Source organism: Streptacidiphilus sp. MAP12-33, assembly GCF_041261265.1.
Classification (GTDB): domain Bacteria; phylum Actinomycetota; class Actinomycetes; order Streptomycetales; family Streptomycetaceae; genus Streptacidiphilus.
This window is the reverse complement of sequence record NZ_JBGCCA010000027.1, coordinates 1-23,345: the sequence shown is the minus strand read 5'-3', so window position 1 is coordinate 23,345 and position 23,345 is coordinate 1. Positions and strand designations below refer to the sequence as shown.

The following is a 23,345-nucleotide window of genomic DNA, read 5'->3' as shown; positions in this document are numbered from 1 at the left end:
ATCGTCATGGCCAAGCCTCTTCCCACCCCGGTGCGGAACCACCTGACGGGTCTGCGGATCCTGCTCCTGTTCACGGTGATCTGCGGCCTCGCCTATCCCCTGCTGATCACCGGCATCTCCCAGGCCGCGTTCAGCAAGCAGGCCAACGGCTCGCTGGTGCGGAACTCCGCCGGTCAGGTCGTCGGCTCGTCGCTGATCGGCCAGAACTTCACCATCGTCTCGAAGGACGGCAAGTCCCAGACGCCCGACCCGAAGTTCTTCCAGTCCCGTCCGTCCGCGGCCGGCAGCCTCGGCTACGACCCGACCGCCTCGGCGGGCACCAACCTGGGCACCAACTCCCAGGTGCTGGTGGGCAACTACACCCAGCTCAAGTCCGACATCGCCAAGTTCAACGGCGTGACGGAGAGCCAGGTGCCGGCCGACGCGATCACCTCGTCCGGCTCCGGCCTGGACCCGGACATCAGCCCGGCCTACGCCGCCATCCAGGTCAAGCGCGTCGCCCAGGCCCGCGGCCTGTCCGTCGACAAGGTCCAGGCGCTCGTCAAGCAGTACACCCAGGACCGCACCCTCGGCTTCCTCGGCGAGCCCCGCGTCGACGTCCTGGAGCTCAACATCGCCCTGACCAAGCTCAGCTGACCGGGCGCAAACCACCGTGTGGTCCGGCCGCGCACCGCGCGACCGGACCACACCACCCCTTCCGGACCGTCGCGCGGCGGCCGGGGAACGGAGATGAGTCGTGGCATCGCAAGCCCCCCTGCCCCCACCCCTGTCGGGTGTCCGCGGCCGGGGTATGCTCAAGGTCTTCCTCGGCTCGGCTCCGGGCGTCGGCAAGACCTACAAGATGCTGGACGAGGCCCACCGTCGCGCCGAGCGCGGCACGGACGTCGTCGTCGCCTACGTCGAGACCCACGGCCGCCCGCTCACCGCGCAGATCCTCGACGGCCTCGAAGTGCTGCCGCGTCTGGAGCGCGAGTACCGGAGCACCTCGTTCACCGAACTCGACACGGACGCCGTCATCGCGCGGCACCCCGAGGTCGCCGTCGTGGACGAGCTGCCGCACACCAACGTTCCTGGGGGCCGCCACGCGAAGCGCTGGCAGGACATCGACGACATCCTGGACGCCGGCATCGACGTGCTGACCACGGTCAACGTCCAGCACCTCGAATCGCTCAACGACGTCGTCCGCAAGATCACCGGCGTCCCCCAGCGCGAGACCGTCCCCGACGAGGTGGTCCGCCGCGCCGACCAGATCGAACTGGTCGACATGGCCCCCGAGGGCCTGCGCCGCCGCATGGCCCACGGCAACGTCTACGCCGCCGAGAAGGTCGACGCGGCGCTCTCCAACTACTTCCGCGTCGGCAACCTCACCGCCCTGCGCGAACTCGCACTCCTCTGGCTCGCCGGACGCGTGGACGAGGGGCTGCGCCGCTACCGCGCCGAACACGAGATCAGCAAGGTCTGGGAGACCCGCGAGACCGTCGTCGTCGCACTGACCGGCGGCCCCGAGGGCGAGACCCTGATCCGCCGGGCAGCCCGGATCGCCGACCGTGCCGGCAGCGACTCGCTTCTCGCCGTCCACGTCGCCCGCAGCGACGGCCTCACCGATGCCAACCCCGCCGCCCTCGCGCAACAACGCCGGCTGGTCGAGCAGCTCGGCGGGACCTTCCACTCCGTCGTCGGCGACAACATCCCAACGGCTCTGCTGGACTTCGCCCGCGCCTCCAATGCCACCCAGCTCGTCATCGGCACCAGCCGCCGCAGCGCCCTGCGCCGCGCGCTGACCGCCGGACGCGGCATCGGCGAGACCAGCATCGAGCTCTCCGGCGACATCGACGTCCACATGGTCACCCACGAGCAGGCAGGGCGTGCACGGCTGCCGTTCGTGACGAACGACAAGCGCGCCACGCCCGAAGGACGCTCGGCCGCGCGCCGTTGGGCCGGCCTGCTGAGCGGGCTCATCCTGCCGCCGCTGCTCACCCTGCTGCTGACCCAGACGCGTGGCGCGATCAACCTGACCAGCGACACCCTGCTCTTCCTCGCCCTGGTCGTCGGCATCTCGCTGCTCGGCGGTATCGCGTCGGCGCTGGTCGCCTCGCTGGTGGCGTCGGTACTGCTCAACTACTACTTCATCCCGCCCATTCACAAGTTCACCATCGCGCAACCCAACAACGTGCTGGCGCTGGTGGTTTTCGCGATCGTGGCGATCGTCGTGGCCGCCATCGTCGACACGGCGAGGAAGCAGTCGAGCCGTGCCGCGCGGGCGACCGCGGAGGCCGAGACGCTCTCCGCGCTCGCGGGCAGCGTGCTGCGCGGCGACCAGGCCGTCCCGGCCCTGCTGGACCGGCTGCGCGAGACCTTCGGCATGGTGAGCGTCGACCTCGTCGACGGTGTGCCGCAGCCCGAGACGGGCGAGGAGATCGTTCCGATCGGCGGCGATGCGGCCATCGTCCTGCGCGGCCGCCCCCTCCCGGCCTCGGACCGGCGCGTGCTGGCCGCCTTCGCCGCCCACGTGGCCGTGGCCCTGGAACGCTCTCGCCTCGCCGAGGTCGCGGCCGAGGTCGAGCCCGTCAAGGCCGCCGACCGGCTGCGCACCGCGCTCCTCGCCGCCGTCAGCCACGACCTGCGCACGCCGCTCGCGGTCGCGCTGGCCTCCGTCTCCTCGCTGCGCAGTGACGACGTGGAGTTCTCCCACGAGGAGCAGGCAGATCTGCTGCTCGCCGCCGAGGAGTCGCTCGGCCGGCTCTCCTCGCTGGTGGAGAACCTGCTCGACATGAGCCGCCTTCAGGCGGGCGCCCTCACCCTCGACCTCGGACCCACCGCTATCGAGGATGTCTGGTCGGCCGCGCTGGGTTCACTGTCCGAGCCGACGGCTCCGGTCGAGGCGCAGGGCCTCGACGACGTGCCGCCCGTCCACGCGGACGCCCCCCTGCTGGAGCGGGTGCTCGCCAACCTCGTGGCGAACGCGCTGCGGCACGCCCCCGGCTCCCCGCTGCTGATCTCCGCCAGCGCGCTCGGCGACACCGTTCAGATCCGGGTCATCGATCGGGGGCCGGGCCTGCCCGAAGACGCGCGGGACCGGGTATTCCAGCCCTTCCAACGCCTCGGTGACACCGACAACACCAACGGCGTCGGCCTCGGCCTGGCACTGGCTCGCGGCCTCACCGAGGCCATGGGCGGCACCCTCGCACCCGAGGACACTCCGGGCGGAGGCCTGACCATGGTCCTCACCCTCCCCGCTCATATCCTCGACGACGAGGAGTTTCCCGAGCCGGACGGCCTCGACCAGGCTGCCCCGGCCCTCCCCGAGAGGGACTGACGTGACCCAGATCCTGGTCGTCGACGACGAGCCCCAGATGCTGCGGGCGCTGCGGATCAACCTCCAGGCCCGCAAGTACAACGTGACCACAGCGGCGGACGGCGCGGAGGCCATCCGCGAGGCCGCCCGCGCCACCCCGGACGCGATCATCCTCGATCTCGGCCTACCGGACATGGACGGAATCAAGGTCATCCAGACGGTCCGGACCTGGTCCAGCGTGCCGGTGATCGTGCTGTCCGGCCGCGCGGACGCGACCGAGAAGGTGGCCGCCCTCGACGCCGGCGCCGACGACTACGTCACCAAGCCGTTCGCCATGAACGAGCTGCTCGCCCGGCTGCGCGCGGCTCTGCGCCGCCCGACGGCCGAGGGCACGAGCAGCATCAGCGCCGACATCGGGCGGTGGACCGTCGACCTGCTCACGCACACCATCCGGCTGACCGACGACGACGGCGCGGCGGAGCAGGCGACGCTGCGGCTCACGCCAACGGAGTGGAAGATCCTCTCCGTGCTGCTCCAGCACCCCGGGCGCCTGGTGACCGCCGGTCACCTGCTCAACAGCGTCTGGGGGCCGGGGCACGAGCAGAACACCAACTACCTCCGGGTCTACTTCACCGGACTGCGCCGCAAGCTCGAACCCGACCCCTCGCGCCCGCGCCATCTCATCACCGAACCCGGCATGGGCTACCGGTACCAGCCCTGATCCCACCTGAGCGAGCGACGAATCCGCTGGTGAACGGGTTAACGGGTTGATAAGATCGCGGCACGGTGTGCCGGGAAGTCTGGTCGGCGCGGAGGGGCCGACTGGCTGCGAGCACGCGGCCACGCCCTCCGGTGAGACTGAAGGAACCCGTTTCCGATGCGCGCCGTGGGCACCGTCCTCCTCCTCGTCGTCCTGGCCACCGCCGTGGCCACCGGGGCGAAGCGCTGGCGTATCCCCGCACCTTCGCTGCTGGTCCTGGTCGGCCTCGGCGTCGCACTGATACCCGGGACACCCGAACTCCACATCGCGCCCGAGACCATCGGTCTCGTGGTGCTGCCGCCGCTGCTCTACGCCTCGGCGGAGGAGCTGTCGCTGCGTGACCTGCGCAGCGTGTGGAAGCCGGTCATCATCCTGGCGTTCGGGCTGGTCCTCGCCTCCGCGGCGGTGATCGGTCTGCTCGGGGCGTGGCTGACCCCGCTCAGCGGTGCCATGGCCTTCGTGCTCGGCACGGTGCTGGCCAGCACCGACCCCGTCGCCGTCACCGCGCTCGGCCGTCGCCTCGCGCTGCCAGGACGTGTGCAGATGCTGGTGCAGGGCGAGAGCCTGTTCAACGACGCCACGTCCCTGGTCATGTTCAAGGTGGCGGTGGCCGTCGCGGTCTCCACCACGGCGGTGAGCTGGACCCAGGCCGGCGGCGAGTTCTTCCTGCTGGCCGGTGGCGGCACCGTCGTCGGCGCCGCCATCGCCGGGGTCGTCGCCCTGATCCGGCGGCGCACCACCGACCCGGTGCTGGAGACCGTGATCGCCCTGGTCACCCCCTACGCCGCCTACGTGCTCGCGGAAGAGCTGCACACCTCCGGCGTCACCTGCGTCGTCATCGCCGGAGTCCTGCTCGGCCGCTCCGGCCACCGCCTCACCGACGCCCGCATCCGGCTCCAGCTCCAGCTCCAGGCCGTCTACGCGGTCGTGGTGTTCCTGCTGGAGAGCGTCGTCTTCGCCATCGTGGGCCTGGAACTGCCCACCCTGGTGCGCGACCTGCCCGCCGGCACCGGCGCATGGCCGCTCCAGGCACTGGCCATCGCCCTGGCTCTGATCGCGCTCCGGCTGCTGTGGATGCTCCCGCTCTCCGCCGCCGTCAAGCCGACCGCCGGTCGCCCCTCCTGGCAGCTGGCCGCCGTCGCCTCCTGGGCCGGCACGCGCGGCGTCATGCCGCTTGCCGCCGCCCTGTCCATTCCGCTGACCACCCAGAACCACCAGCCGCTCCAAGGCCGCGCCCTCGTCCTCACGCTGACCACGGCGGTCGTCATCTTCACCCTCGTCGTCCAGGGACTCTCCCTCGCCGCCGTGGTCAACCGCTCCGGTCTCGCGCTGGAGCCCGAACACACCGCCCGCGAGGAAGCCGACACCCGCACCGCTCTCGCCCGCACCGCCCTGATCCACCTCGACGAGATCACCGGCCTGGAGACCGTCCCCGACGCCGCCCTCGACCGCGTCCGACGACGCCTCGACGCCCAGCTCGACCAGAACGCCGACTCCGACGAAACCGGTGCCCCAGGTGCCCAGACCGTCCTGGCCGCCTACCGCGAACTGCGGCGCGAGGTCATCGCCGTCCAGAGCGCGGAACTGCGCCGCCTCTACGACGACCACGAGATCAGCGACACCACGCGCCGCCGCCTCCAGCACGAACTCGATCTGGAGGAAACCGGCCTCGGCGGCACGTGACGGCCGCTGCCACGGCCACGAGCGCTAAACGCCAGCTAAGGAACATATCCCGGACATATCGGCGCCATCAGGGTTCGCTGCCTGCGCTTGCGCCCCGGGCACGGGTGTCGCTGGGATGGACCGCATGGACCTCCTCCGCAGCCTCGTCAGCGCGCTCGTCGCGCCGGGCTGCCCTGCCGCGGCTATCGCGCGGCTCGAGGACCGTCCGCCTCATCGCGCGCGCTGACGCTGCGTGCAGCGCCCTCGCGCCCACGTGTCCTTGACGGCTGACGCCGCGGGGACCCCACTCTCTCCTTCCCGAATGGATCGACGTGTCCACTGACACCTTTGCCTTCGCCGACCGCACCGCTCTGGTGACCGGTGCCACCAACGGACTGGGACTGCAGACCGCACTGCGGCTCGCCCGCGGCGGCGCCCGCGTCGTCGTGCACGGCCAGACCGCGCAGAACACCGACACTGCCGTCGCCGCCCTCACCGAGCTGGGGGCGCCGACCGGGCGGCTGGAGCAGGCCGTCGCCGACTTCCGCCACCTGGACCAGGTACGCGCCCTGGCCGAGCAACTGAGCGAGCACCACGAGCGGCTCGACCTGCTGGTGCTGAACGCCGGCATCGCCGCGCCCGAACGGCGCACCCTCACCGAGGCGGGCAACGAGCTGAGCTTCCAGGTCAACTACCTGGCGCCCTACCTACTGACCCGGCTGCTGGAGCGCCCGCTCGCACGCGGCACCGACACCCGCATCGTCGCGCTCGGCTCCTCCCTGCACCGCACCGCCAACATCGACTGGACCGACCTGACCCGCGCCAAGCGGTACTCCCGCATCGCCGCCTACGGCCAGTCGAAGCTCGCCCTGACCACCTTCATCACCTCCCTCGCCCCGTACCTTCCGGCCGGGCACACCGCCGTGACCGTGCACCCGGGCGTCGCCGAGACCGCGACCCGCCCGCTCTACGGCACCACCGGGCGCCCGTCCGGCGAGGTCGCCGAGACCGTCGTCGCCCTCTGCGACCCGGGCTTCGCCGTGGTCAACGGCGGCTACTACGAGGGCCTCGACCTCGGCCAGGCGGGCCCGCAGGTCACCGAGAAGCGCTCCGTGGACCGCCTGCTCAAGCTCAGCGAGAAGCTCACCGCCGCACTCGAACCCGCTCTCTGAAGGTGCGCCACACCGCCTTCCACCGCCCACCCGAGAACCCGAGGAACCCCGAAGCGATGTCCAAGCGCGCCCGCAAGAAGCACGACCGCCGCAAGAAGGCCGGCAACCACGGCAAGCGCGCCGGTTCCTGACAGAACCCGCGCCGCAACGACGGCCTGGGATACCCCCTGAAGGGCGTATCCCGGGCCGTCGGCGTTTGGCCGAGCGGTGGGCCGGTGACGCATGCGGTCTGATCCGGGAACCGGTACCGGACCCGACCCGAAGTGCGAGGCTGTTGCGAATGGCCGACGTGATCTTCGTTGCCGTCACCGTAGGCGTGTTCGGCGCGCTCGCACTCATCGCCCGAGGGGTGCTGAAGCTGTGAACGCCGACAACGTCGTGGGACTGATCGCGGCGATCGCACTGGTGGGCTATCTGATCGCCGCCCTGATCATGCCGGAGCGCTTCTGATGAACCCGACCCTGGCCGGGTTCCTGCAGGCAGTGCTGCTGGTAGCCGCGCTGGCCGCGTCCTACCGGCCGCTCGGCGACTACATCGCCCGGATCCTCACCGGCTCGCGCCACCTGCGCGTGGAGCGACCGCTCTACAAGCTGATCGGCGTGGACCCGGCGGCGGAGCAGACCTGGTACGCCTACCTGCGCAGTGTGCTCGCGTTCTCGGCGATCTCGGTGCTCTTCCTGTACCTGTTCCAGCGGATCCAGAACCACCTGTGGCTCTCCCTGGGCTTCCCGGCCGTGCCCGCGCCGACGGCGTGGAACACCGCGGCGTCGTTCGTCACCAACACCAACTGGCAGTCGTACTCGGGTGAGCAGACGATGGGCCACCTGGTGCAGATGGCGGGCCTGGCGGTGCAGAACTTCCTCTCCGCCGCCGTCGGCATCGCCGTCGTCGCCACGCTGATCCGCGGCTTCACCCGGACCGAGACGGACCGGGTCGGCAACTTCTGGGTCGACCTGACCCGGCTCGTCGTCCGGCTGCTGCTTCCGGTCTCGGTCGTCTTCGCCATCGTGCTGCTGGCCTCCGGTGTCGTGGAGAACCTCCACGGCTTCCAGACGATCCACACCATCGCCGGCGGTACCCAGTCGCTGCCGGGCGGTCCGGTGGCCTCGCAGGAGGTCATCAAGGAGCTGGGCACCAACGGTGGCGGTTTCTACAACGCCAACTCCGCCCATCCCTTCGAGAACCCCAACGCCTGGACCAACTGGCTGGAGATCTACCTCCTCCTGGTCATCGCCTTCGCGCTGCCGCGCACCTTCGGCCGCATGGTCGGCGACAACCGCCAGGGCTACGCCATCGTGTCGGTGATGGGCCTGTTCTGGGTGGCCTCCGCCAGTCTGATGACCTTCTTCGAGTGGCAGCACCACGGCACCGCGCTCCAGGCCGCGGGCGCTGCCATGGAGGGCAAGGAGGTCCGGTTCGGCATCGCCGCGAGCTCGCTCTTCGCGAGCTCTACGACCCTGACCTCGACGGGCGCCGTCGACGCGGCCCACGACTCGCTCTCACCGCTCGGCGGCGGCATCGCGATCTTCGACATGATGCTCGGTGAGATCGCCCCCGGCGGCACCGGATCCGGCCTCTACGGCATCCTCGTCCTCGCGATCGTGACCGTCTTCGTCGCAGGCCTGATGGTCGGCCGCACCCCCGAGTACCTGGGCAAGAAGCTCAGCTCCCGGGAGATGAAGTTCGCCTCCCTCTACATCCTCACCACCCCCGCGATCGTGCTCATCGGCACGGGCGTGGCGATGACGTTCAAGGCCGAACGCGCGGCGATGCTCAACAGCGGCGCGCACGGCTTCTCGGAGGTGCTCTACGCGTTCACCTCCGCCGCCAACAACAACGGCTCGGCCTTCGCCGGACTGACCGTCACCAGCGACTGGTGGAACACTGCGCTGGGCCTGGTGATGCTCTTCGGCCGGTTCCTGCCCATGGTGTTCGTGCTCGCGCTCGCCGGTTCGCTGGCCCGGCAGAAGCCCGTCCCGAGCACGGCAGGCACGCTGCACACCCACGATCCGCTCTTCGTCGGCATGCTGTCCGGCGTGGTGTTGATCGTCGTCGGTCTGACCTACTTCCCTGCTCTGGCCCTCGGACCGCTCGCGGAAGGCCTGCACAAATGAGCGCCACCACCCCAGACCAGGCGCCCAAGCAGGACGCCGGCCGCGTCTCCGGCGGGCTGATGGACCCCAAGCAGCTCCTGGAGTCCCTGCCGGACGCGGTGCGCAAGGTCGACCCGCGGGTCATGTTCAAGAACCCGGTCATGTTCGTGGTCGAGATCGGGTCGCTGCTCACCACCTACGCGGCGATCCGGCACAGCAGCGTCTTCGCCTGGGTGATCACGGTCTGGCTCTGGCTGACCGTCATCTTCGCCAACCTCGCCGAGGCCGTCGCCGAGGGCCGCGGCAAGGCGCAGGCCGACACCCTGCGCAAGACCCGCACCGACACCATGGCCCGCCGCGTCGTCGGCGACTGGGCGCCCGGCGCGACGGGCGTGCGTGAGGAGGAGGTCGCGGCGACGCACCTGCGGCTCGGCGACTTCGTGGTGGTCGAGGCCGGGCAGATCATCCCGGGCGACGGTGACGTGGTCGAGGGCGTCGCGTCGGTCGACGAGTCGGCGATCACGGGCGAGTCCGCGCCGGTCATCCGCGAGTCCGGTGGCGACCGCTCCGCGGTGACCGGCGGCACCAAGGTCCTGTCGGACCGCATCGTCGTGAAGATCACCTCGGAGCCGGGCAAGACCTTCATCGACCGCATGATCGCGCTCGTCGAGGGCGCGGCCCGGCAGAAGACGCCGAACGAGATCGCCCTCAACATCCTGCTGGCCTCGCTCACCATCGTCTTTCTGCTCGCGGTCGTCACCCTCCAGCCGATGGCGACCTATGCGGGGGCCGAGCAGACCATCGTCGTGCTCGTCGCCCTGCTCGTCGCCCTCATCCCGACCACGATCGGGGCGCTGCTGTCCGCCATCGGCATCGCCGGCATGGACCGGCTGGTGCAGCGCAACGTGCTGGCCATGTCGGGGCGGGCGGTCGAGGCGGCCGGCGACGTGTCGACGCTGCTGCTCGACAAGACCGGCACCATCACCTTCGGCAACCGTCAGGCCGCCGAGTTCCTGCCGGTCGGCGACGTGGACGTGAACCGGCTCGCCGACGCCGCCCAACTGTCCTCGCTCGCCGACGAAACGCCCGAGGGCCGCTCCATCGTGGTGCTGGCCAAGGAGAACTACGGGCTGCGGGCGCGTCACCAGGGCGAGTTGGAACACGCCACCTGGATCGAGTTCACCGCACAGACCCGCATGTCCGGCGTCGACCTCGCGGAACCCACGGGTGTGCACGCCACCCGCAAGGGCGCCGCCGCCGCCGTCGCGGGCTGGGTGCGTGACCACGGCGGCCAGGCCGACGCCGCGCTGGACGAGGTCGTGGACCGGATCTCCAACCTCGGCGGCACCCCGCTCGTCGTGGCGGAGAAGACCGGAGCCGATCCGGCCCGTGTGCTCGGGGTGATCTACCTCAAGGACGTGGTCAAGCACGGCATCAAGGAGCGCTTCGACGACCTGCGGGCGATGGGCATCAAGACGGTCATGATCACGGGCGACAACCCGCTGACGGCCGCCGCCATTGCCGAGGAGGCCGGCGTCGACGACTTCCTCGCCGAGGCCACCCCCGAGGACAAGATGGCGCTGATCCGCCAGGAACAGGCGGGCGGCAAACTCGTCGCGATGACGGGCGACGGCACCAACGACGCGCCGGCCCTGGCCCAGGCGGATGTCGGCGTGGCGATGAACACCGGCACCTCCGCCGCCAAGGAGGCCGGGAACATGGTGGATCTCGACTCCAACCCCACCAAGCTCATCGAGATCGTCGAGATCGGCAAACAGCTCCTGATCACCAGAGGCGCACTGACCACCTTCTCCATCGCCAACGACGTCGCGAAGTACTTCGCGATCATCCCGGCCATGTTCGCCAGCGTCTATCCGGGCCTGAGCAGGCTCAACATCATGCACCTGCACAGCCCGACGTCGGCGATCACCTCAGCGATCATCTTCAACGCCCTGATCATCATCGGCCTGATCCCGCTCGCCCTGCGCGGCGTGCGCTACAAGCCCTCCTCCGCCTCGGCCCTGCTGCGCCGCAACCTCGGCGTCTACGGCATCGGCGGGCTGATCCTGCCCTTCGTCGGCATCAAGATCATCGACCTCATCGTGCAGTTCATCCCCGGGCTCCACTGAAAGGAGCAGGTCATGGCCAAACCTCTCCCGCCCTTGGTCCGGCTGCACCTGACCGGACTGCGTCTGCTGCTCGTCTTCACGGTGATCTGCGGCATCGCCTACCCGCTGCTGATCACCGGCATCGGCCAGCTGATCCTCCCCGGCCAGGCCAACGGCTCGCAGGTGAAGCTGGACGGCCAGGTCGTCGGATCGAGCCTGCTCGGACAGAACTTCACGCTCCGCCGGATCGACCCCAAGGCCCCGTCCGTCCCCGACCCGCGCTGGTTCCAGCCACGCCCGTCGGCGGCCGGTAACAGCGGCTACGACCCCACCGCCTCCGGCGCCTCCAACCTCGGCCCGAACGACACCGGGCTGACCAGGACCGTACAGGCGCGCCGGATCGCGATCGCACTGTTCGACGGAGTCAAGCCTTCTTCCGTGCCCCCGGACGCCGTCACCGGAAGCGGCTCGGGCCTCGACCCGGACATCTCGCCCGCCTACGCTTATGAGCAGGTCAACCGCGTCGCGCACAGCCGCAGGCTGCCCGCCGCCGAGGTCCGCGCCCTCGTGGCCGAGCATGTCGACGGACGCGTCCTCGGCTTCCTCGGACAGCAGCGCGTGAACGTGGTGGCACTCAACCTGGCCCTCGCCCGCCTCGGCTGACGCCTGCGCCAACCAACCGGCGAGGACCAGTGGCCCGAGAGGGGAGAGCGATGTGACCGAGCCCCGCGCCCACGTCCGGTCCGTACCGGGCCGTCTCAAGGTCTACCTCGGTGCGGCACCGGGCGTCGGCAAGACCTTCCGCATGCTCGACGAGGCCCACCGGCGCGCCGCGCGCGGAACGGACGTGGTCATCGGCCTGGTCGAGTGCCACGGCCGCCCGCGCACCGAGGAACGGCTCGTCGGACTGGAGGCGGTGCCGCGCCTGGAGCGCGACTACCGCGGCACCCGCTTCACCGAGATGGACACCGACGCCGTCCTCGCCCGCCGCCCCGAGGTCGCCGTCATCGACGAGCTCGCCCACACCAACATCCCCGGCGGCCGGTACGCCAAGCGCTGGCAGGACGTCGAGGAGCTGCTCGCCGCCGGGATCGACGTGCTGACCACCGTCAACGTGCAGCACCTGGAGTCGCTCAACGACGTCGTCCAGAAGATCACCGGGGTTCCGCAACGCGAGACCGTCCCCGACGAGGTCGTCCGCCGCGCCGACCAGATCGAGCTGGTCGACATGCCCCCGGAGGGCCTGCGGCGGCGCATGGTGCACGGCAACGTCTACGGCCCGGAGAAGGTCGACGCCGCTCTGTCGAACTACTTCCGCGTCGGCAACCTGACCGCCCTGCGTGAACTCGCGCTGCTCTGGGTCGCGGGCCGCGTCGACGAGGGCCTGCAACGCTACCGGGCCGAGCACGGCATCGGCGGCGTGTGGGAGACCAAGGAGCGCGTCGTCGTCGCGCTGACCGGCGGGCCGGAAGGCGAGACGCTGATCCGCCGCGCCGCGCGCATCGCCGCGCGCTCGGCCGGTGGCGAACTGCTCGCCGTCCACGTGGCCCGCAGCGACGGTCTCACCGATTCCAACCCCGCCGCGCTCGCCGCGCAGCGGCAGTTGGTCGAGAGCATCGGCGGCAGCTACCACTCCGTCGTCGGCGACGACATCCCGCAGGCATTGATCGACTTCGCCCGCGCCGAGAACGCCACCCAGCTCGTGCTCGGCACCAGCCGCCGCAGCAAACTCAGCCGCTCGCTCACCGGGATCGGCATCGGCGAGGCCGCTGTTGCGCTCTCCGGCGACATCGACGTCCACATGGTCACCCACGAGGCGGCCGGACGAGGACGCCACCAGCGCCCAACAGGGGCCTCCGCCCGAGGTGCACAGCGACTCGCCGGGCCGGTCGCGGCGGTGGTCGTCCCGGTGCTGCTCACCCTGGTGCTGACCCAGGCCCGCCACGGCATCAACCTCACCAGTGACACCCTGCTCTACCTCGCGGCCGTGGTGGGCGTCGCCCTGTTCGGCGGCATGGTCTCCGCGCTCGTGGCATCGGTCGCCGCATCGCTGCTGCTCAACTACTACTTCATCCCACCGATCCACCGCTTCACCGTGCAGGAACCCAACAACGTGCTGGCGCTGGTCATCCTGGTCGCCGTGGCGCTGGTGGTGGCGATGGTGGTCGACCGGGCCGCGCAGCTCGCCCAACGTGCGGCGCGGGCCACCGCGGAGGCGGAGACGCTGTCCGTGCTGACGCACGACGTGCTCGGCGGCGAGGAGACCATCCCCGCGCTGCTCACCCGCCTGCGCGAGACCTTCGGCATGGACCGCGTCACGCTGATCACCCGCGACCGGACAGGAGCGGAGACAGTCCTGTCGACCGACACCCTCACCGGAACATCCGCCGGTTCCGCGCGCCACGGCGCGGTCGACGAGGAGGTCGCCGTCACCGACGACGCCGCCCTGGTCCTGCGCGGCCGTCCGCTGCCCGCCGCCGACCGGCGCGTGCTCACCGCGTTCGCCGCCCACGTCCGCGCCGCCCTCGACCGGGCCCGCCTCGCCCACGCCGCCGCCGAGGCCGCCCCGACCCAGGAGACCCACCGCACCCGCGCGGCCCTGCTCTCCGCCGTCAGCCACGACCTGCGCGACCCACTCGCCGCCGCGCTGACCGCCGTCGGTGCGCTGCGCACCGAGGAGGAGAACCCGCTCTCGCCGCGGCAGGAGCAACTCCTCGGCATCGCCGAGGAGTCGCTGGAGCGCCTGGCCCAACTCGCGGAGGATCTCCACGACCTGAGCCGCCTGCACACCGGTGTCCTGGTTCCCCGCCCGGAGCGAACGGACCCCGCCGAGGCCTTCGCCGCGGTGAGCGAGGAGCTGGCCGACAGCGGCCCGGTGCTCCTTCGCCAGCGCGGCCTCGACAACGTCCCGCCCGTCGACGCGGACCCCACACTGCTGGAACGCGTGCTCGCCAACCTCGTCGCGGATGCCGTCGAACACTGCCGCGGCGCCGTCGACGGCACGGAGATCGTCGTCGCGGGAAGCACGCTCGGGAACCGTGTCGAAGTCCGCGTGGTCGATCACGGCCCCAGCCTCCGCCCCGGCGAGGCGGACCGGCTCTTCGAACCCGCCGTCCCCTTCTACGGCGGCGCGACGCCTTCCCCGTCCTCACGGGCCGGCGCGACCTTGCACCTCGCCCTCGCCCACGGCTTCGCCGACTGCATGGGCGCCACCCTCACCCCGGAGGACACCCCGGGCGGCGGCCTGACGATGGTGCTCGACCTTCCCGCGTGGCAGGGCAGCTGAGCCTGACGCGCGGAACGAGCCGGGCTACACCTCGATCTGCGAACCCATGATGACCGTGCGATCGCGAGGCTTGCCGAATGTCAGCTGCCGCGCTGCCGACGCCGCGTGGTCGCCGCCACCGTCCACGGGCCCGTAGCGCCTCGGCGAACAAGTAGGTGACCGTCACCGGCACCTGGAACCGACACGACACCGATCCCACGATCGACGCCACCTCCGTGACCCGGATCCCCACCACTCCCGACCCCTACCGCAACACCGCACCATGAGGACAGCAGACCCGAGGAAGCGCGCGGACGCCGGTCCTCCCGGCGTCCGCCCACCGGCTGCGCAGGAAACCTTGTTCTGACCGCCCCGACGCGGCAGGCGCACGCACAGCGGTCCGTCAGACCTGAGAAGGACTCACGTACGCCGGAAGCACGAGATCCCCACCGGCATGCTCGGCACCGGCGGCCTCGTCGCCAACCTCGGCATCCTGCTCCTGATCGCCGCGCTGGCCACGAACACCGCCCACCGCCTGGACGCCCTGCCCGCAGGCGTCGCCGGTGTCGCCACCCTCGCCTTCGGCGCGCTCACCACGGCCACCGGCTTCCTCCTCCGCCACAGGGCCGCCGACCAGAGCTGACGAGCCGTCCCCCCGCGAAGCGAACGGCCGCACCCAACACGCGAGCGGCCGTCCCCTTCATCTTCATCGCCGAGAAGACCTAACGGAGACCCACTAGGGGTTGACGACCACGATTTTGCCCGGGTACAGGGTCCCAGGAGTCGCCGGGAAGTTGATGACACAGCTGGCGGAGGTCGTCTCGTGCGGAGGGGTCACCGGGATGATGGCCGTACAGGTTCCGAGGTAGCGGCCGTTCATCTCATCGTCCAGGGTCGCGGCAAGGCTGAAGACGGCCGAGGCGTTCCCCGCCGCAGCACCATAGTTGATGAAGGTCGAAGTCAGCGTGCATCGGCTGTCGCTGCTGCAGGTCCCGTCGGCCTCGGGGTTCGGCGGCTCGAAGGACGCCTTGTGGCACGCGAAGGTGCATGTGGGCTTCGGCTTCGGCCTGGGCTTCGATTTCTGTGTCGGTGCCGGGTGCGGGCTGGGCGTGACGCCGGCCGTCGTGGCAGGCGTGCCGCCGCTGCCGAACGCGGACGCCACATCCGACCAGCGGTTGACGCCGAAGAACGCGGCGAGCGAGAGGACCGCACCGATTGCCCCGAAGACCAGCTTCCACTCGATCCTGCCGCCGCTGCGTGGTTCGTCAGCCACCCTGATCCCCCGTCATGCCCATTTAAAGTACGGGCTGGTGAGCATACTGAAACTGTGTGCAGGGGTGCCAGCGGCGCACCGGCGCGCCGACCTCTCTTCCGCTGTTGCTGATGCCAAGTCAGATGGCACCCGGCCAGATCGTCTGTCTCGACGGCAACCGGGTGCCAGTCGCTCATCCAGGGCGCTTCAAGTCCCGGTGATCATGCGAGTCCGCAGTTTGCAGGGGGTGCTCGGACTGCAGGGTCGTGGGGGCGCTGGGCGTGCGGGTCGCAGCGAGCTCCCCTGCGCCTTGAGCAATCCGATCCAGGCGCGCACCCGGCTGGCCGGCTGCAGGTCCGGGCGGTCGTGCAGGCGGACCAGGTCGAGGCCCTCGCCGTCCTGGTGGGCCTTGTCGGTGCCGAGGTTGATCACCGGCCAGGCTACTTGCCCGATGGCAGACTTCCCCGGCCCGACGCCCTGACCTGCCCCGGGCCAAGCCAATCTGACCTAACCTCGGGATCATCCCTACGAATCACTCCCCGACCATTGACATGGCCAGGATCAATCTGAATCCTCTGTCGCACCGCCAGAACGCCTGAACCACAGGCATGTTGACAGGGGAAACCATGCGCCGCACCATCTCCGCCGCGCTCCTCACGCTCGGCCTCGCCGCCACCCTCACCGCCCCGGCCACCGGCACCGCCTCGGCGGCCGGGAGGTCCGCGCCCGTGCCGCACCTGGACCACCGGATCGACCGCCACGCCAGCGGCGACTCCAACTGGGGCGGCTACGCCGTGACCGGCGGAACCTACCGGACCGTCACCGGGAACTGGACCGTCCCGGCGCTGGACTGCTCCGCCACCTCGGGGGACATATCCTTCTGGTCCGGCCTCGACGGATGGACCAGCAGCAGCGTCGAGCAGATAGGCCTCGACGCCGTCTGCACCCGCAAGGGCGCCGTGCAGTACAACCCGTGGGTCGAGATGTACCCGGCGAACTCGATCTACTTCACCGAGACGGTCAAGGCGGGCGACACCATGACATCCTCGGTGACCACCAACGGCAGCGGATCGTTCACACTCACCCTCGCCGACCCGACCCGGGGCTGGACCAAGACCTACACCAAGACCCTCACCAGCGCACCACTCAGTTCCGCGGAGGTCATCGTCGAGGCGATCGGGAGCGCGAGCATCCCGGCCTGCCCCGACTTCCACCAGGTCCAGTTCACCGACGTCACCGCCAACGGCCAGGGCTTCGGCTCCGCCGGGACCGTCAACACCACCAACCTCGAACGCGGCGGCGTCCTACTCACCCAGGACGGCACACTCAACGGCACCTCCTTCCCGGTCTCCTGGCTGCACGCCTGACCAGCCCCCGAACAACGAACAACGGCGCGGCAGCCGCACCTTCGCGACTGCCGCGCCGCGTGCCAACCCCCGACCCGCCGAAGCGCGCCCTGCACCTCCATCCACGCGAGACAAGACCGTTCATGGGTCCAGACGTGCAACACCGTCCCACCCAGGAGTTCAAGTCGCCGGCCCGCCCGGCAACACCCCGGGGCCAGGCGAGCAACAAGTGCCAGTGCCAGGGCCCGGCTGGGCGTGGCTCACCTCGACTCGGGGAGGTATGCGCACCGAAGCGATCGGGCCGGCGAAGGCCGGGTTCCGCTCGTCGTACGCGCTCATGTCGTGCGGATCCGCCACGGGCGGTGCTCGGCAGGCCTCGGCGGCTCCGTCCGTGAAGCCGTGCGCGACCAGGCTGCGAGAGTACGGGGAATTCACGCTTCGTCGGGCTCCAGCGTGACCATGATCCACAGGTCTGGCGGCGCGGTCGCGGCCAGGCGGGCACGTGCCGTTCCGCCTCGCTGGAGTGCGGGAGTGGCCCGATCTTCGTCCAGGTCGTCGTGCGGCTGGGCAGGCGTGAGGTCACCTCGGTCCACATACACGTACGAGGACCGAGCGCCGCCTCCAGCGGTCCGCGTCTGGAGTCGTACCCTCGGCACAGTCCGCCGCGCTCCAGGTCGGCGTCATGGTCGTGGTCAGCCTGCAGCGCCACGCTGCCGCGGACCTCGCACGCGGGATGCTCGGCCAGGAACTCCGCCTTCGCCTCAGGCGTCATGGCACTGAACAGCAGCGCCTGCGTACCGCCGGCGGTCACCACTGGGCGGCCACCCACTGCCTCGTCCTGCGACGTGCCCCACGTACCGCGAGTGCGTCCGCCATGAGTCCTGGCCGCAGCCCGGACACGCCACCGGCGTGCCGTCCCTGGCCCTGGCCCGGATTCGCGACAACCCCCGTCCCGCCTCCACCCGTTCGACGTTCGCCGCAGCCAACTGCGTGAGCAGATCCATCGCTTCGACTACACACTTCGCCGGCCTGGCGACCTTCCACCAGGGGCATCACGGGTGCATCGAAGCACCCGCCGCTACGGGGATCGCGTAAGAGCCAACTTCCGGACAGGCCCGTTGGGCAACGTTTGGACTCTCGACCTCCGTCACTTCAAGATCGACAGTGACGCCGAGTGCGCGACCGCACGAGGCGGACAGAGCCCCACGGCCATTCCGGCCCGGGGGGCGACGCGGGCGGCGAGCATCCCTGCCAGCCGGCAAGCCGACTTTACGAGACGGGCGAGTTTCGATACGCTGTCGTTCCGATACAAAGACGTTCCGATACCGTTCCGTTCCGCATGGTGGTGACCCGCACCAGATGACGCAGACCAGCTCCGTCCCCGCCCCCGGGCGCAAGCGCGACGCCTCGCGCGACGATGCCCTGCGCCAGGCAGCGCTCGAGGTCCTGGCCGAGGTCGGTTACGACCGCCTCACGGTCGACGCCGTCGCGGCCCGCGCCGGTGCCGGCAAGGCGACGTGCTACCGCCGCTGGGCGGGCAAAGCCGAGCTGGTCGTCGACGCGGTCAGCCACATGAAGGCCCGCCTGGAGCAGCCGGACACCGGCTCGCTGCGCGGCGACCTGATCGCGCTCACCTCCCACGCCACCGCGGGCGACGACTCGTTCCGGGTCGACGTCCAGGCGGGCCTGGTCTCCGGGCTCGTCCGCGACGCCCAGCTGCGGGAGGTCTTCGCGGAGCGGTTCGTGGCGCCCCGCAAGGCGGTGTTCCGTACCGTCTTCGAGCACGCGGTCGAGCGCGGCGAGATCGCGCCGGTCCCGAACGCGGAGCTGCTCTCGGACATCGTCCCCTCCCTGGTCTTCCACCAAATGATCCTGACCGGCCGCCCCCCGGACGCCGCGTTCATCCTCAGGGTGATCGACGAGATCGTCCTGCCGCTCGCCCAGGCGACACCCCAGACGCAGAGCAACCGCTCGAAGCAGCACCAGAACCAGCACCAGACAAGGACTCCCTCGTCATGAACGAGTCGACAGCCCCAGCCCTCGACCCCCGGCGGTGGCGGGCGCTGGCCTTCATCGGCCTCGCCCAGCTGATGGTCGTCCTCGACGGCACCATCGTGAACATCGCCCTCCCGTCCGCGCAGCACGACCTGGGCATCTCCGACGCGAACCGCCAGTGGGTCGTCACCGCCTACGCCCTGGCCTTCGGCGGGCTGCTGCTCTTCGGTGGGCGCATCGCCGACCGCTGGGGCCGCCGCCGCGCCTTCATCATCGGCCTGATCGGCTTCGCCGGCGCCTCCGCGCTCGGCGGCGCGGCCGTCAACACCGGCATGCTGCTGGGCGCCCGCGCACTGCAGGGCGCGTTCGGCGCGATACTCGCCCCGGCCGCACTGTCGCTGCTGACGGTGATGTTCACCCAGCCCAAGGAGCGCGCGAAGGCGTTCGGCGTCTACGGCGCCATCTCCGGTGGCGGCGCCGCCATCGGCCTGATCCTCGGCGGCGCCCTCACCGAGTACGCGAGCTGGCGCTGGACGCTGTACGTCAACGTCATCTTCGCGATCGTCGCCGTCGCCGGCGCGGTCTTCGAGATCAAGGAGCCGCACGGCAGCCGCAACACCAACCGCCTCGACGTCCCCGGCATCCTCCTGGCCGGCTCCGGTCTGGCCTCACTGGTCTACGGCTTCAGCAAGGCATCGACTGACGGCTGGAGCTCCTCGACCACGCTCGGGTTCATCATCGCCTCCCTGGTGCTGCTGTCCGCGTTCGTCCTCGTCCAGGCCCGCACCAAGGCGCCGCTGCTGCCGCTGCGCGTGGTGCTGGACCGCAACCGCGGCGGCGCGTACCTGACCATCGGCATCGCCGTGGTCGGCATGTTCGGCGCGTTCCTGTTCCTGACCTACTACCTGCAGGTCGTCCTCGGCTACAGCCCGCTCAAGAGCGGCCTGGCCTTCCTGCCGATGGTCGTCGGCATGATGATCGGCGCGACGCAGGTCGCCGTCCGGCTGCTGCCCAGGGTCCCGACGCGGGCGCTGATGGTCCCCGGCGCGCTGATCGCCTCGGCGGCGATGCTGATCCTGACGCAGATCTCGGTCGGTGGCTCGTACGCTACGCACGTCCTGCCGGCGCTGCTGATGCTGGGCTTCGGCATGGGCCTGGTGTTCATGCCCGCGATGAACCTGGCGACCCGCGGCGTCAAGCCGCAGGACGCGGGCGTCGCCTCCGCGATGGTCAGCACCTCGCAGCAGGTCGGCGGCGCGATCGGCACCTCGCTGCTGAGCACCATCGCCAACAGCGCCACCGCGAACTACGCCCACTCGCACGCCGCCCAGGTCCACTCGAAGGCGGACGGCGTTCAGCTCGGCCTCCAGGCGATGGTCCACGGGTTCTCCGTCGCGTACTGGATCGCCGGGGGCCTGCTGGCCCTGGCGGCCCTGTCGGCGGGCCTGCTGATCAACGCCCGTCCGCAGACGGGCGGCCCCGCCGCGGGTCACTCCGGCCCCGAGGGCGACGACAAGGCGACCACTGAGGACGCACCCCCGGTCTTCGCCCACTGACGCCTCCCGCCTCAGCCGACCGCCCGGCCGCGACGCCCACCAGCACCGCGACCGGGCGGTCGCCGTTTCACGGCGAGGTCGGGGTCTGGGGCAGCAGCATGGTGATACCGGACACGGGGTCCTCCCCGATCAAGGCCGGACTCGTCATGAGCGGGACTCGGTTGCCCACCGAGCTCTAGGACGGATCCAGAGCGGTCCACGCTTCGGTGACGCAGCCTTCCTCCCACTCCCACCAGCCCTCGGCTTCGCCGTGCTCGAGCAGCTTCCGAATCCGGACCAAGTCGGCCGTCGCAGGAACGTCGAGCGCGACCATCCGGAACTGCTCGATGCCCTCGCCAGTCGTACCGAGTCGATGAAAGGTCTCCAGCACGGTGCGTCGTGCTGCTTCTGAGCCCTTGTCCCTCATCACGATCAACCGGATCGTGCAGTTGTCCGATGCCTGAACGATCTCGGTGGCCCAGCGCAAGCCGTCCTCGTCGACTTCGACCCGGACGATGTCGTCGCTCGCGACCCCCCGAACGAACCACGGGACGTTGTCGAGCCGGACAGTGCCGTCGCCCAGGTCAACCGCCCACAGACTTTCGACGCCTGCGGGCGGCCAGCCGTCCTCGTCCACCTCCAGCCGGAAGTGGATCTTCACGTGGCCGTTGCTGATCGTGGTCACCGCCCCATCATCCCTGTGGACTGACCTGGACCGGAAGCTTCGGGATCACGAGCTCCGAGCTGTTCGAACGACGGGCCTTCCAGGAAGCCAGGCCCTGCGCTCTCGTCGGGCATCACACTGGGTGATCTTCTTCTCCCCCACAACCACGCTGACGCGGAGACCTCCAACCTCGCCGAGCCAGCCCTCCCGTTCGGCTTCAGCAATGCGGTCCTGGAGGTCGTCGCGGATCTCGATCAGGCGGGGCCGCTCGCTCGGGCTGACGATCTCGACGGGGCAGCGCACAGGCTTGTCCGAACCAGCCCCAGCTGACGGCCCGACAGGGGCATCCGCCAGTCGCGTCACTGAACGCAGTTGTCGGAAATCCTGAAGCCGCGGAGTCTCCGGGCATGTCGCACGCCGCTGGGTCCCAGCATGATCACCTGGGACAAATCACCCGGGATCAGGCGACAATCCAGCACGTGGAACAGCGCCGACCAGACCAGGCCCGGACGCCACATCGGAACCATCGTTTTCGGCTTCGCCGCCCCCGAAGGCCCGGATGCTCTCGGCGACTGACTGCGATCCGCCAGGTCCTCGCGGGCATCGGGGCCGGCATCGTCGTCGCCCGGGGCCAGGACCTCGCCGACGCGCGAGCGGGCGATGACCCACTGGTTCCACTCCCGCTCGACCACGGCCATCTCGGCCTGGAGTCGGTCGGCCTCCTCCCGCAGTTCGTCCAGGCGACGGCGAGCGATTAGCTCACGCTGTTCCAGCAGCCCCACGACCGACGGCATCCCCGACCTTCACCCGAGCAACGACTCAACACATCACCACTCCCCGACACCGCCGACCCTATTCCTGACCAGCGGAAACGCACCCCTCAAGGCCGGAAAAACAACAACCACCAAGGCATGTTGGCAAGTTCTGGCTCCGAGGGTGTCGGCGGACGTATCCGCTAGTGTCGAGGACAGGCGGACACTGTGATCCAGGAGGAGCGGTGTACTACAGCGGGTTGGGGCTCGACCGTGTCGTCGATCGGCGGGGAGACTCGGACTGGATCGAGGCACTGCTGACCAGGGCCAGTACCCAGGTCATTCCCCTGTGGCAGGACCAGTGCCTGGTGCGAAACGAAACGCCGTTGCGGCTGCCCTTGGCCCAGGCGAGGGACATCCTCGTCGCGGCCGGCGACCGGGTGCTGCTCGGCCTCGAAGGCGAGAGGGCGGTGTTCGCGGCCGATGTGTCCGGGCTCGATCGGGAGAGCGCCGTCGAACTGGTCGGCGCGGACACGATGCTGGACGTGCGGGCGATGGTTCCCACCATCACGCCGGACGAAGCGGGTCTGCTGGCGTACGCGCGGGGAATTCTGCACTGGAACCGCAATCAGCGGTTCTGTGGCGCCTGCGGGGGCCCGGCCCGGTCCTGCAATGGTGGCCACCTGCGGACCTGCCAGAACTGTGGGAAGCTGCTGTTCCCGCGAATCGAACCGGCCGTGATCGTGCTAGTCGAGCTTCCGGGCACGCCCCGGCGCTGCCTGCTCGGCCGCCATGCGGCATCCGGCCCGAACCGCTTCAGCACACTGGCCGGGTTCGTCGAGATTGGCGAGAGCTTCGAGGACACGGTGCGCCGCGAGGTGCGGGAGGAAGCCGGCGTCACCGTGGGTGCGGTGACCTACCAGGGTTCCCAGGGGTGGCCGTTCCCGGCCGGGGTGATGATCGGGTTTCGCGCCGAGGCCGTTTCCGATGCGATCGATGTGGACAACGTGGAAGTGGTGGAGGCACGCTGGTTCACGGCCGCGGAACTGCGCGCGCGGCTGGCGGACGCTGCTCTCGGCGGCCCGTACCGGGTCGATTCGATTGGCAAGGCGCTCATCGACCAGTGGCTGGCCGACACAGACTGAACCGATGCGGTGCGAAGACAGATTCAACGGCCGCAAGCGGCACGCCGTGGTCGACACCCTCGGCGCCGGCCAGGCCAGTCCCGCACGCCACATCGGCACCACGGACTTCGACTTCGCCGCGTCCGCTGGCTCGTGCTGCGGTCGGACGGAGCCTGACCGTGTCCTTGGCCCGGGTCGTCGGGGCGGCACGCCCGGGGTCTTCAACAGCCGGCCTGTGAAGTTGAAGGGGTGAGCGTAACGGTGTTTGGGTGAGTGAAGCTTCTATGTCTCGTCAACCCCTGGTGTCGTTGCGGCGGCGTTG

General features: G+C 70.2%; 19 protein-coding genes. 16 read left to right on the top strand and 3 right to left on the bottom strand.

Annotated features, from left to right (window positions below; genetic code table 11):
• The first annotated feature begins 6 nt into the window (after positions 1-6).
• From kdpC (ABH931_RS24980) to ABH931_RS24925, 12 genes are all read left to right on the top strand, one after another.
• The gene (kdpC, locus tag ABH931_RS24980) at positions 7-636 is read left to right on the top strand and encodes a potassium-transporting ATPase subunit KdpC (protein WP_370117311.1); all 630 of its coding nucleotides are present in this window, start codon (positions 7-9) and stop codon (positions 634-636) included.
• Positions 637-790: 154 nt separating this feature from the next.
• Entirely contained in the window at positions 791-3,316 is a 2,526-nt protein-coding gene (locus ABH931_RS24975; protein ID WP_370117598.1) for an ATP-binding protein, read from the top strand.
• A gap of 1 nt (position 3,317) precedes the next feature.
• The gene (locus ABH931_RS24970) at positions 3,318-4,016 is read left to right on the top strand and encodes a response regulator (protein WP_370117308.1); all 699 of its coding nucleotides are present in this window, start codon (positions 3,318-3,320) and stop codon (positions 4,014-4,016) included.
• Positions 4,017-4,172: 156 nt separating this feature from the next.
• Complete coding sequence (locus ABH931_RS24965) at positions 4,173-5,738, top strand: Na+/H+ antiporter (protein WP_370117305.1); 1,566 nt, start codon at positions 4,173-4,175, stop codon at positions 5,736-5,738.
• Between the two features lie 311 nt (positions 5,739-6,049).
• Positions 6,050-6,889, top strand: coding sequence for an SDR family NAD(P)-dependent oxidoreductase (locus ABH931_RS24960; protein WP_370117302.1), 840 nt, complete (start codon positions 6,050-6,052; stop codon positions 6,887-6,889).
• A gap of 56 nt (positions 6,890-6,945) precedes the next feature.
• Entirely contained in the window at positions 6,946-7,020 is a 75-nt protein-coding gene (locus ABH931_RS24955; RefSeq protein ID WP_370103260.1) for a 50S ribosomal protein bL37, read from the top strand.
• Positions 7,021-7,249: 229 nt separating this feature from the next.
• Positions 7,250-7,339, top strand: coding sequence for a K(+)-transporting ATPase subunit F (gene kdpF, locus ABH931_RS24950; RefSeq protein ID WP_370117299.1), 90 nt, complete (start codon positions 7,250-7,252; stop codon positions 7,337-7,339).
• Entirely contained in the window at positions 7,339-9,003 is a 1,665-nt protein-coding gene (gene kdpA / locus ABH931_RS24945) for a potassium-transporting ATPase subunit KdpA (RefSeq protein WP_370117296.1), read from the top strand. Before kdpF ends, kdpA begins: the two co-directional genes overlap by 1 nt.
• Positions 9,000-11,111 carry a potassium-transporting ATPase subunit KdpB gene (gene kdpB / locus ABH931_RS24940; protein WP_370117294.1) on the top strand — a complete coding sequence of 704 codons (2,112 nt, stop codon included), beginning with the start codon at positions 9,000-9,002 and terminating at the stop codon, positions 11,109-11,111. Before kdpA ends, kdpB begins: the two co-directional genes overlap by 4 nt.
• Before the next feature lie 12 nt (positions 11,112-11,123).
• A complete protein-coding gene (kdpC, locus tag ABH931_RS24935; RefSeq protein ID WP_370117291.1) occupies positions 11,124-11,753 on the top strand; it encodes a potassium-transporting ATPase subunit KdpC in 630 nt (209 codons plus the stop codon).
• A 52-nt stretch (positions 11,754-11,805) separates the two neighbouring features.
• Positions 11,806-14,376 (top strand): DUF4118 domain-containing protein, encoded by a 2,571-nt coding sequence (locus ABH931_RS24930; protein WP_370117289.1) that lies wholly within the window; start codon positions 11,806-11,808, stop codon positions 14,374-14,376.
• Between the two features lie 433 nt (positions 14,377-14,809).
• On the top strand, positions 14,810-14,998 hold the full coding sequence (locus tag ABH931_RS24925) for a hypothetical protein (RefSeq protein ID WP_370117286.1): 189 nt from the start codon (positions 14,810-14,812) through the stop codon (positions 14,996-14,998).
• Between the two features lie 93 nt (positions 14,999-15,091).
• Here the strand turns inward: ABH931_RS24925 and ABH931_RS24920 are convergent, their stop codons facing one another.
• Positions 15,092-15,628 (bottom strand): hypothetical protein, encoded by a 537-nt coding sequence (locus ABH931_RS24920; RefSeq protein ID WP_370117285.1) that lies wholly within the window; start codon positions 15,626-15,628, stop codon positions 15,092-15,094.
• Positions 15,629-16,233: 605 nt separating this feature from the next.
• On the opposite strand from ABH931_RS24920, the gene ABH931_RS24915 reads away from it, so the two are divergent.
• The 3 genes from ABH931_RS24915 to ABH931_RS24905 all read left to right on the top strand — a co-directional run bounded on the left by ABH931_RS24915 (position 16,234) and on the right by ABH931_RS24905 (position 20,504).
• The gene (locus ABH931_RS24915; RefSeq protein ID WP_370117282.1) at positions 16,234-16,974 is read left to right on the top strand and encodes a G1 family glutamic endopeptidase; all 741 of its coding nucleotides are present in this window, start codon (positions 16,234-16,236) and stop codon (positions 16,972-16,974) included.
• 1,338 nt (positions 16,975-18,312) lie between these two features.
• Positions 18,313-18,972 carry a TetR/AcrR family transcriptional regulator gene (locus tag ABH931_RS24910; RefSeq protein WP_370117279.1) on the top strand — a complete coding sequence of 220 codons (660 nt, stop codon included), beginning with the start codon at positions 18,313-18,315 and terminating at the stop codon, positions 18,970-18,972.
• Positions 18,969-20,504, top strand: coding sequence for an MFS transporter (locus ABH931_RS24905; protein ID WP_370117276.1), 1,536 nt, complete (start codon positions 18,969-18,971; stop codon positions 20,502-20,504). The genes ABH931_RS24910 and ABH931_RS24905 overlap by 4 nt, the downstream gene beginning before the upstream one ends.
• A gap of 175 nt (positions 20,505-20,679) precedes the next feature.
• Here the strand turns inward: ABH931_RS24905 and ABH931_RS24900 are convergent, their stop codons facing one another.
• Together ABH931_RS24900 and ABH931_RS24895 are read right to left on the bottom strand one after the other, a co-directional pair.
• The gene (locus ABH931_RS24900; protein ID WP_370117272.1) at positions 20,680-21,168 is read right to left on the bottom strand and encodes a DUF4265 domain-containing protein; all 489 of its coding nucleotides are present in this window, start codon (positions 21,166-21,168) and stop codon (positions 20,680-20,682) included.
• 338 nt (positions 21,169-21,506) lie between these two features.
• Positions 21,507-21,929 (bottom strand): hypothetical protein, encoded by a 423-nt coding sequence (locus tag ABH931_RS24895; protein ID WP_370117621.1) that lies wholly within the window; start codon positions 21,927-21,929, stop codon positions 21,507-21,509.
• Positions 21,930-22,144: 215 nt separating this feature from the next.
• Here ABH931_RS24895 and nudC point away from each other — a divergent pair, with 215 nt between their 5' ends.
• Positions 22,145-23,044 (top strand): NAD(+) diphosphatase, encoded by a 900-nt coding sequence (gene nudC / locus ABH931_RS24890; protein WP_370117269.1) that lies wholly within the window; start codon positions 22,145-22,147, stop codon positions 23,042-23,044.
• Positions 23,045-23,345 lie beyond the last annotated feature (301 nt).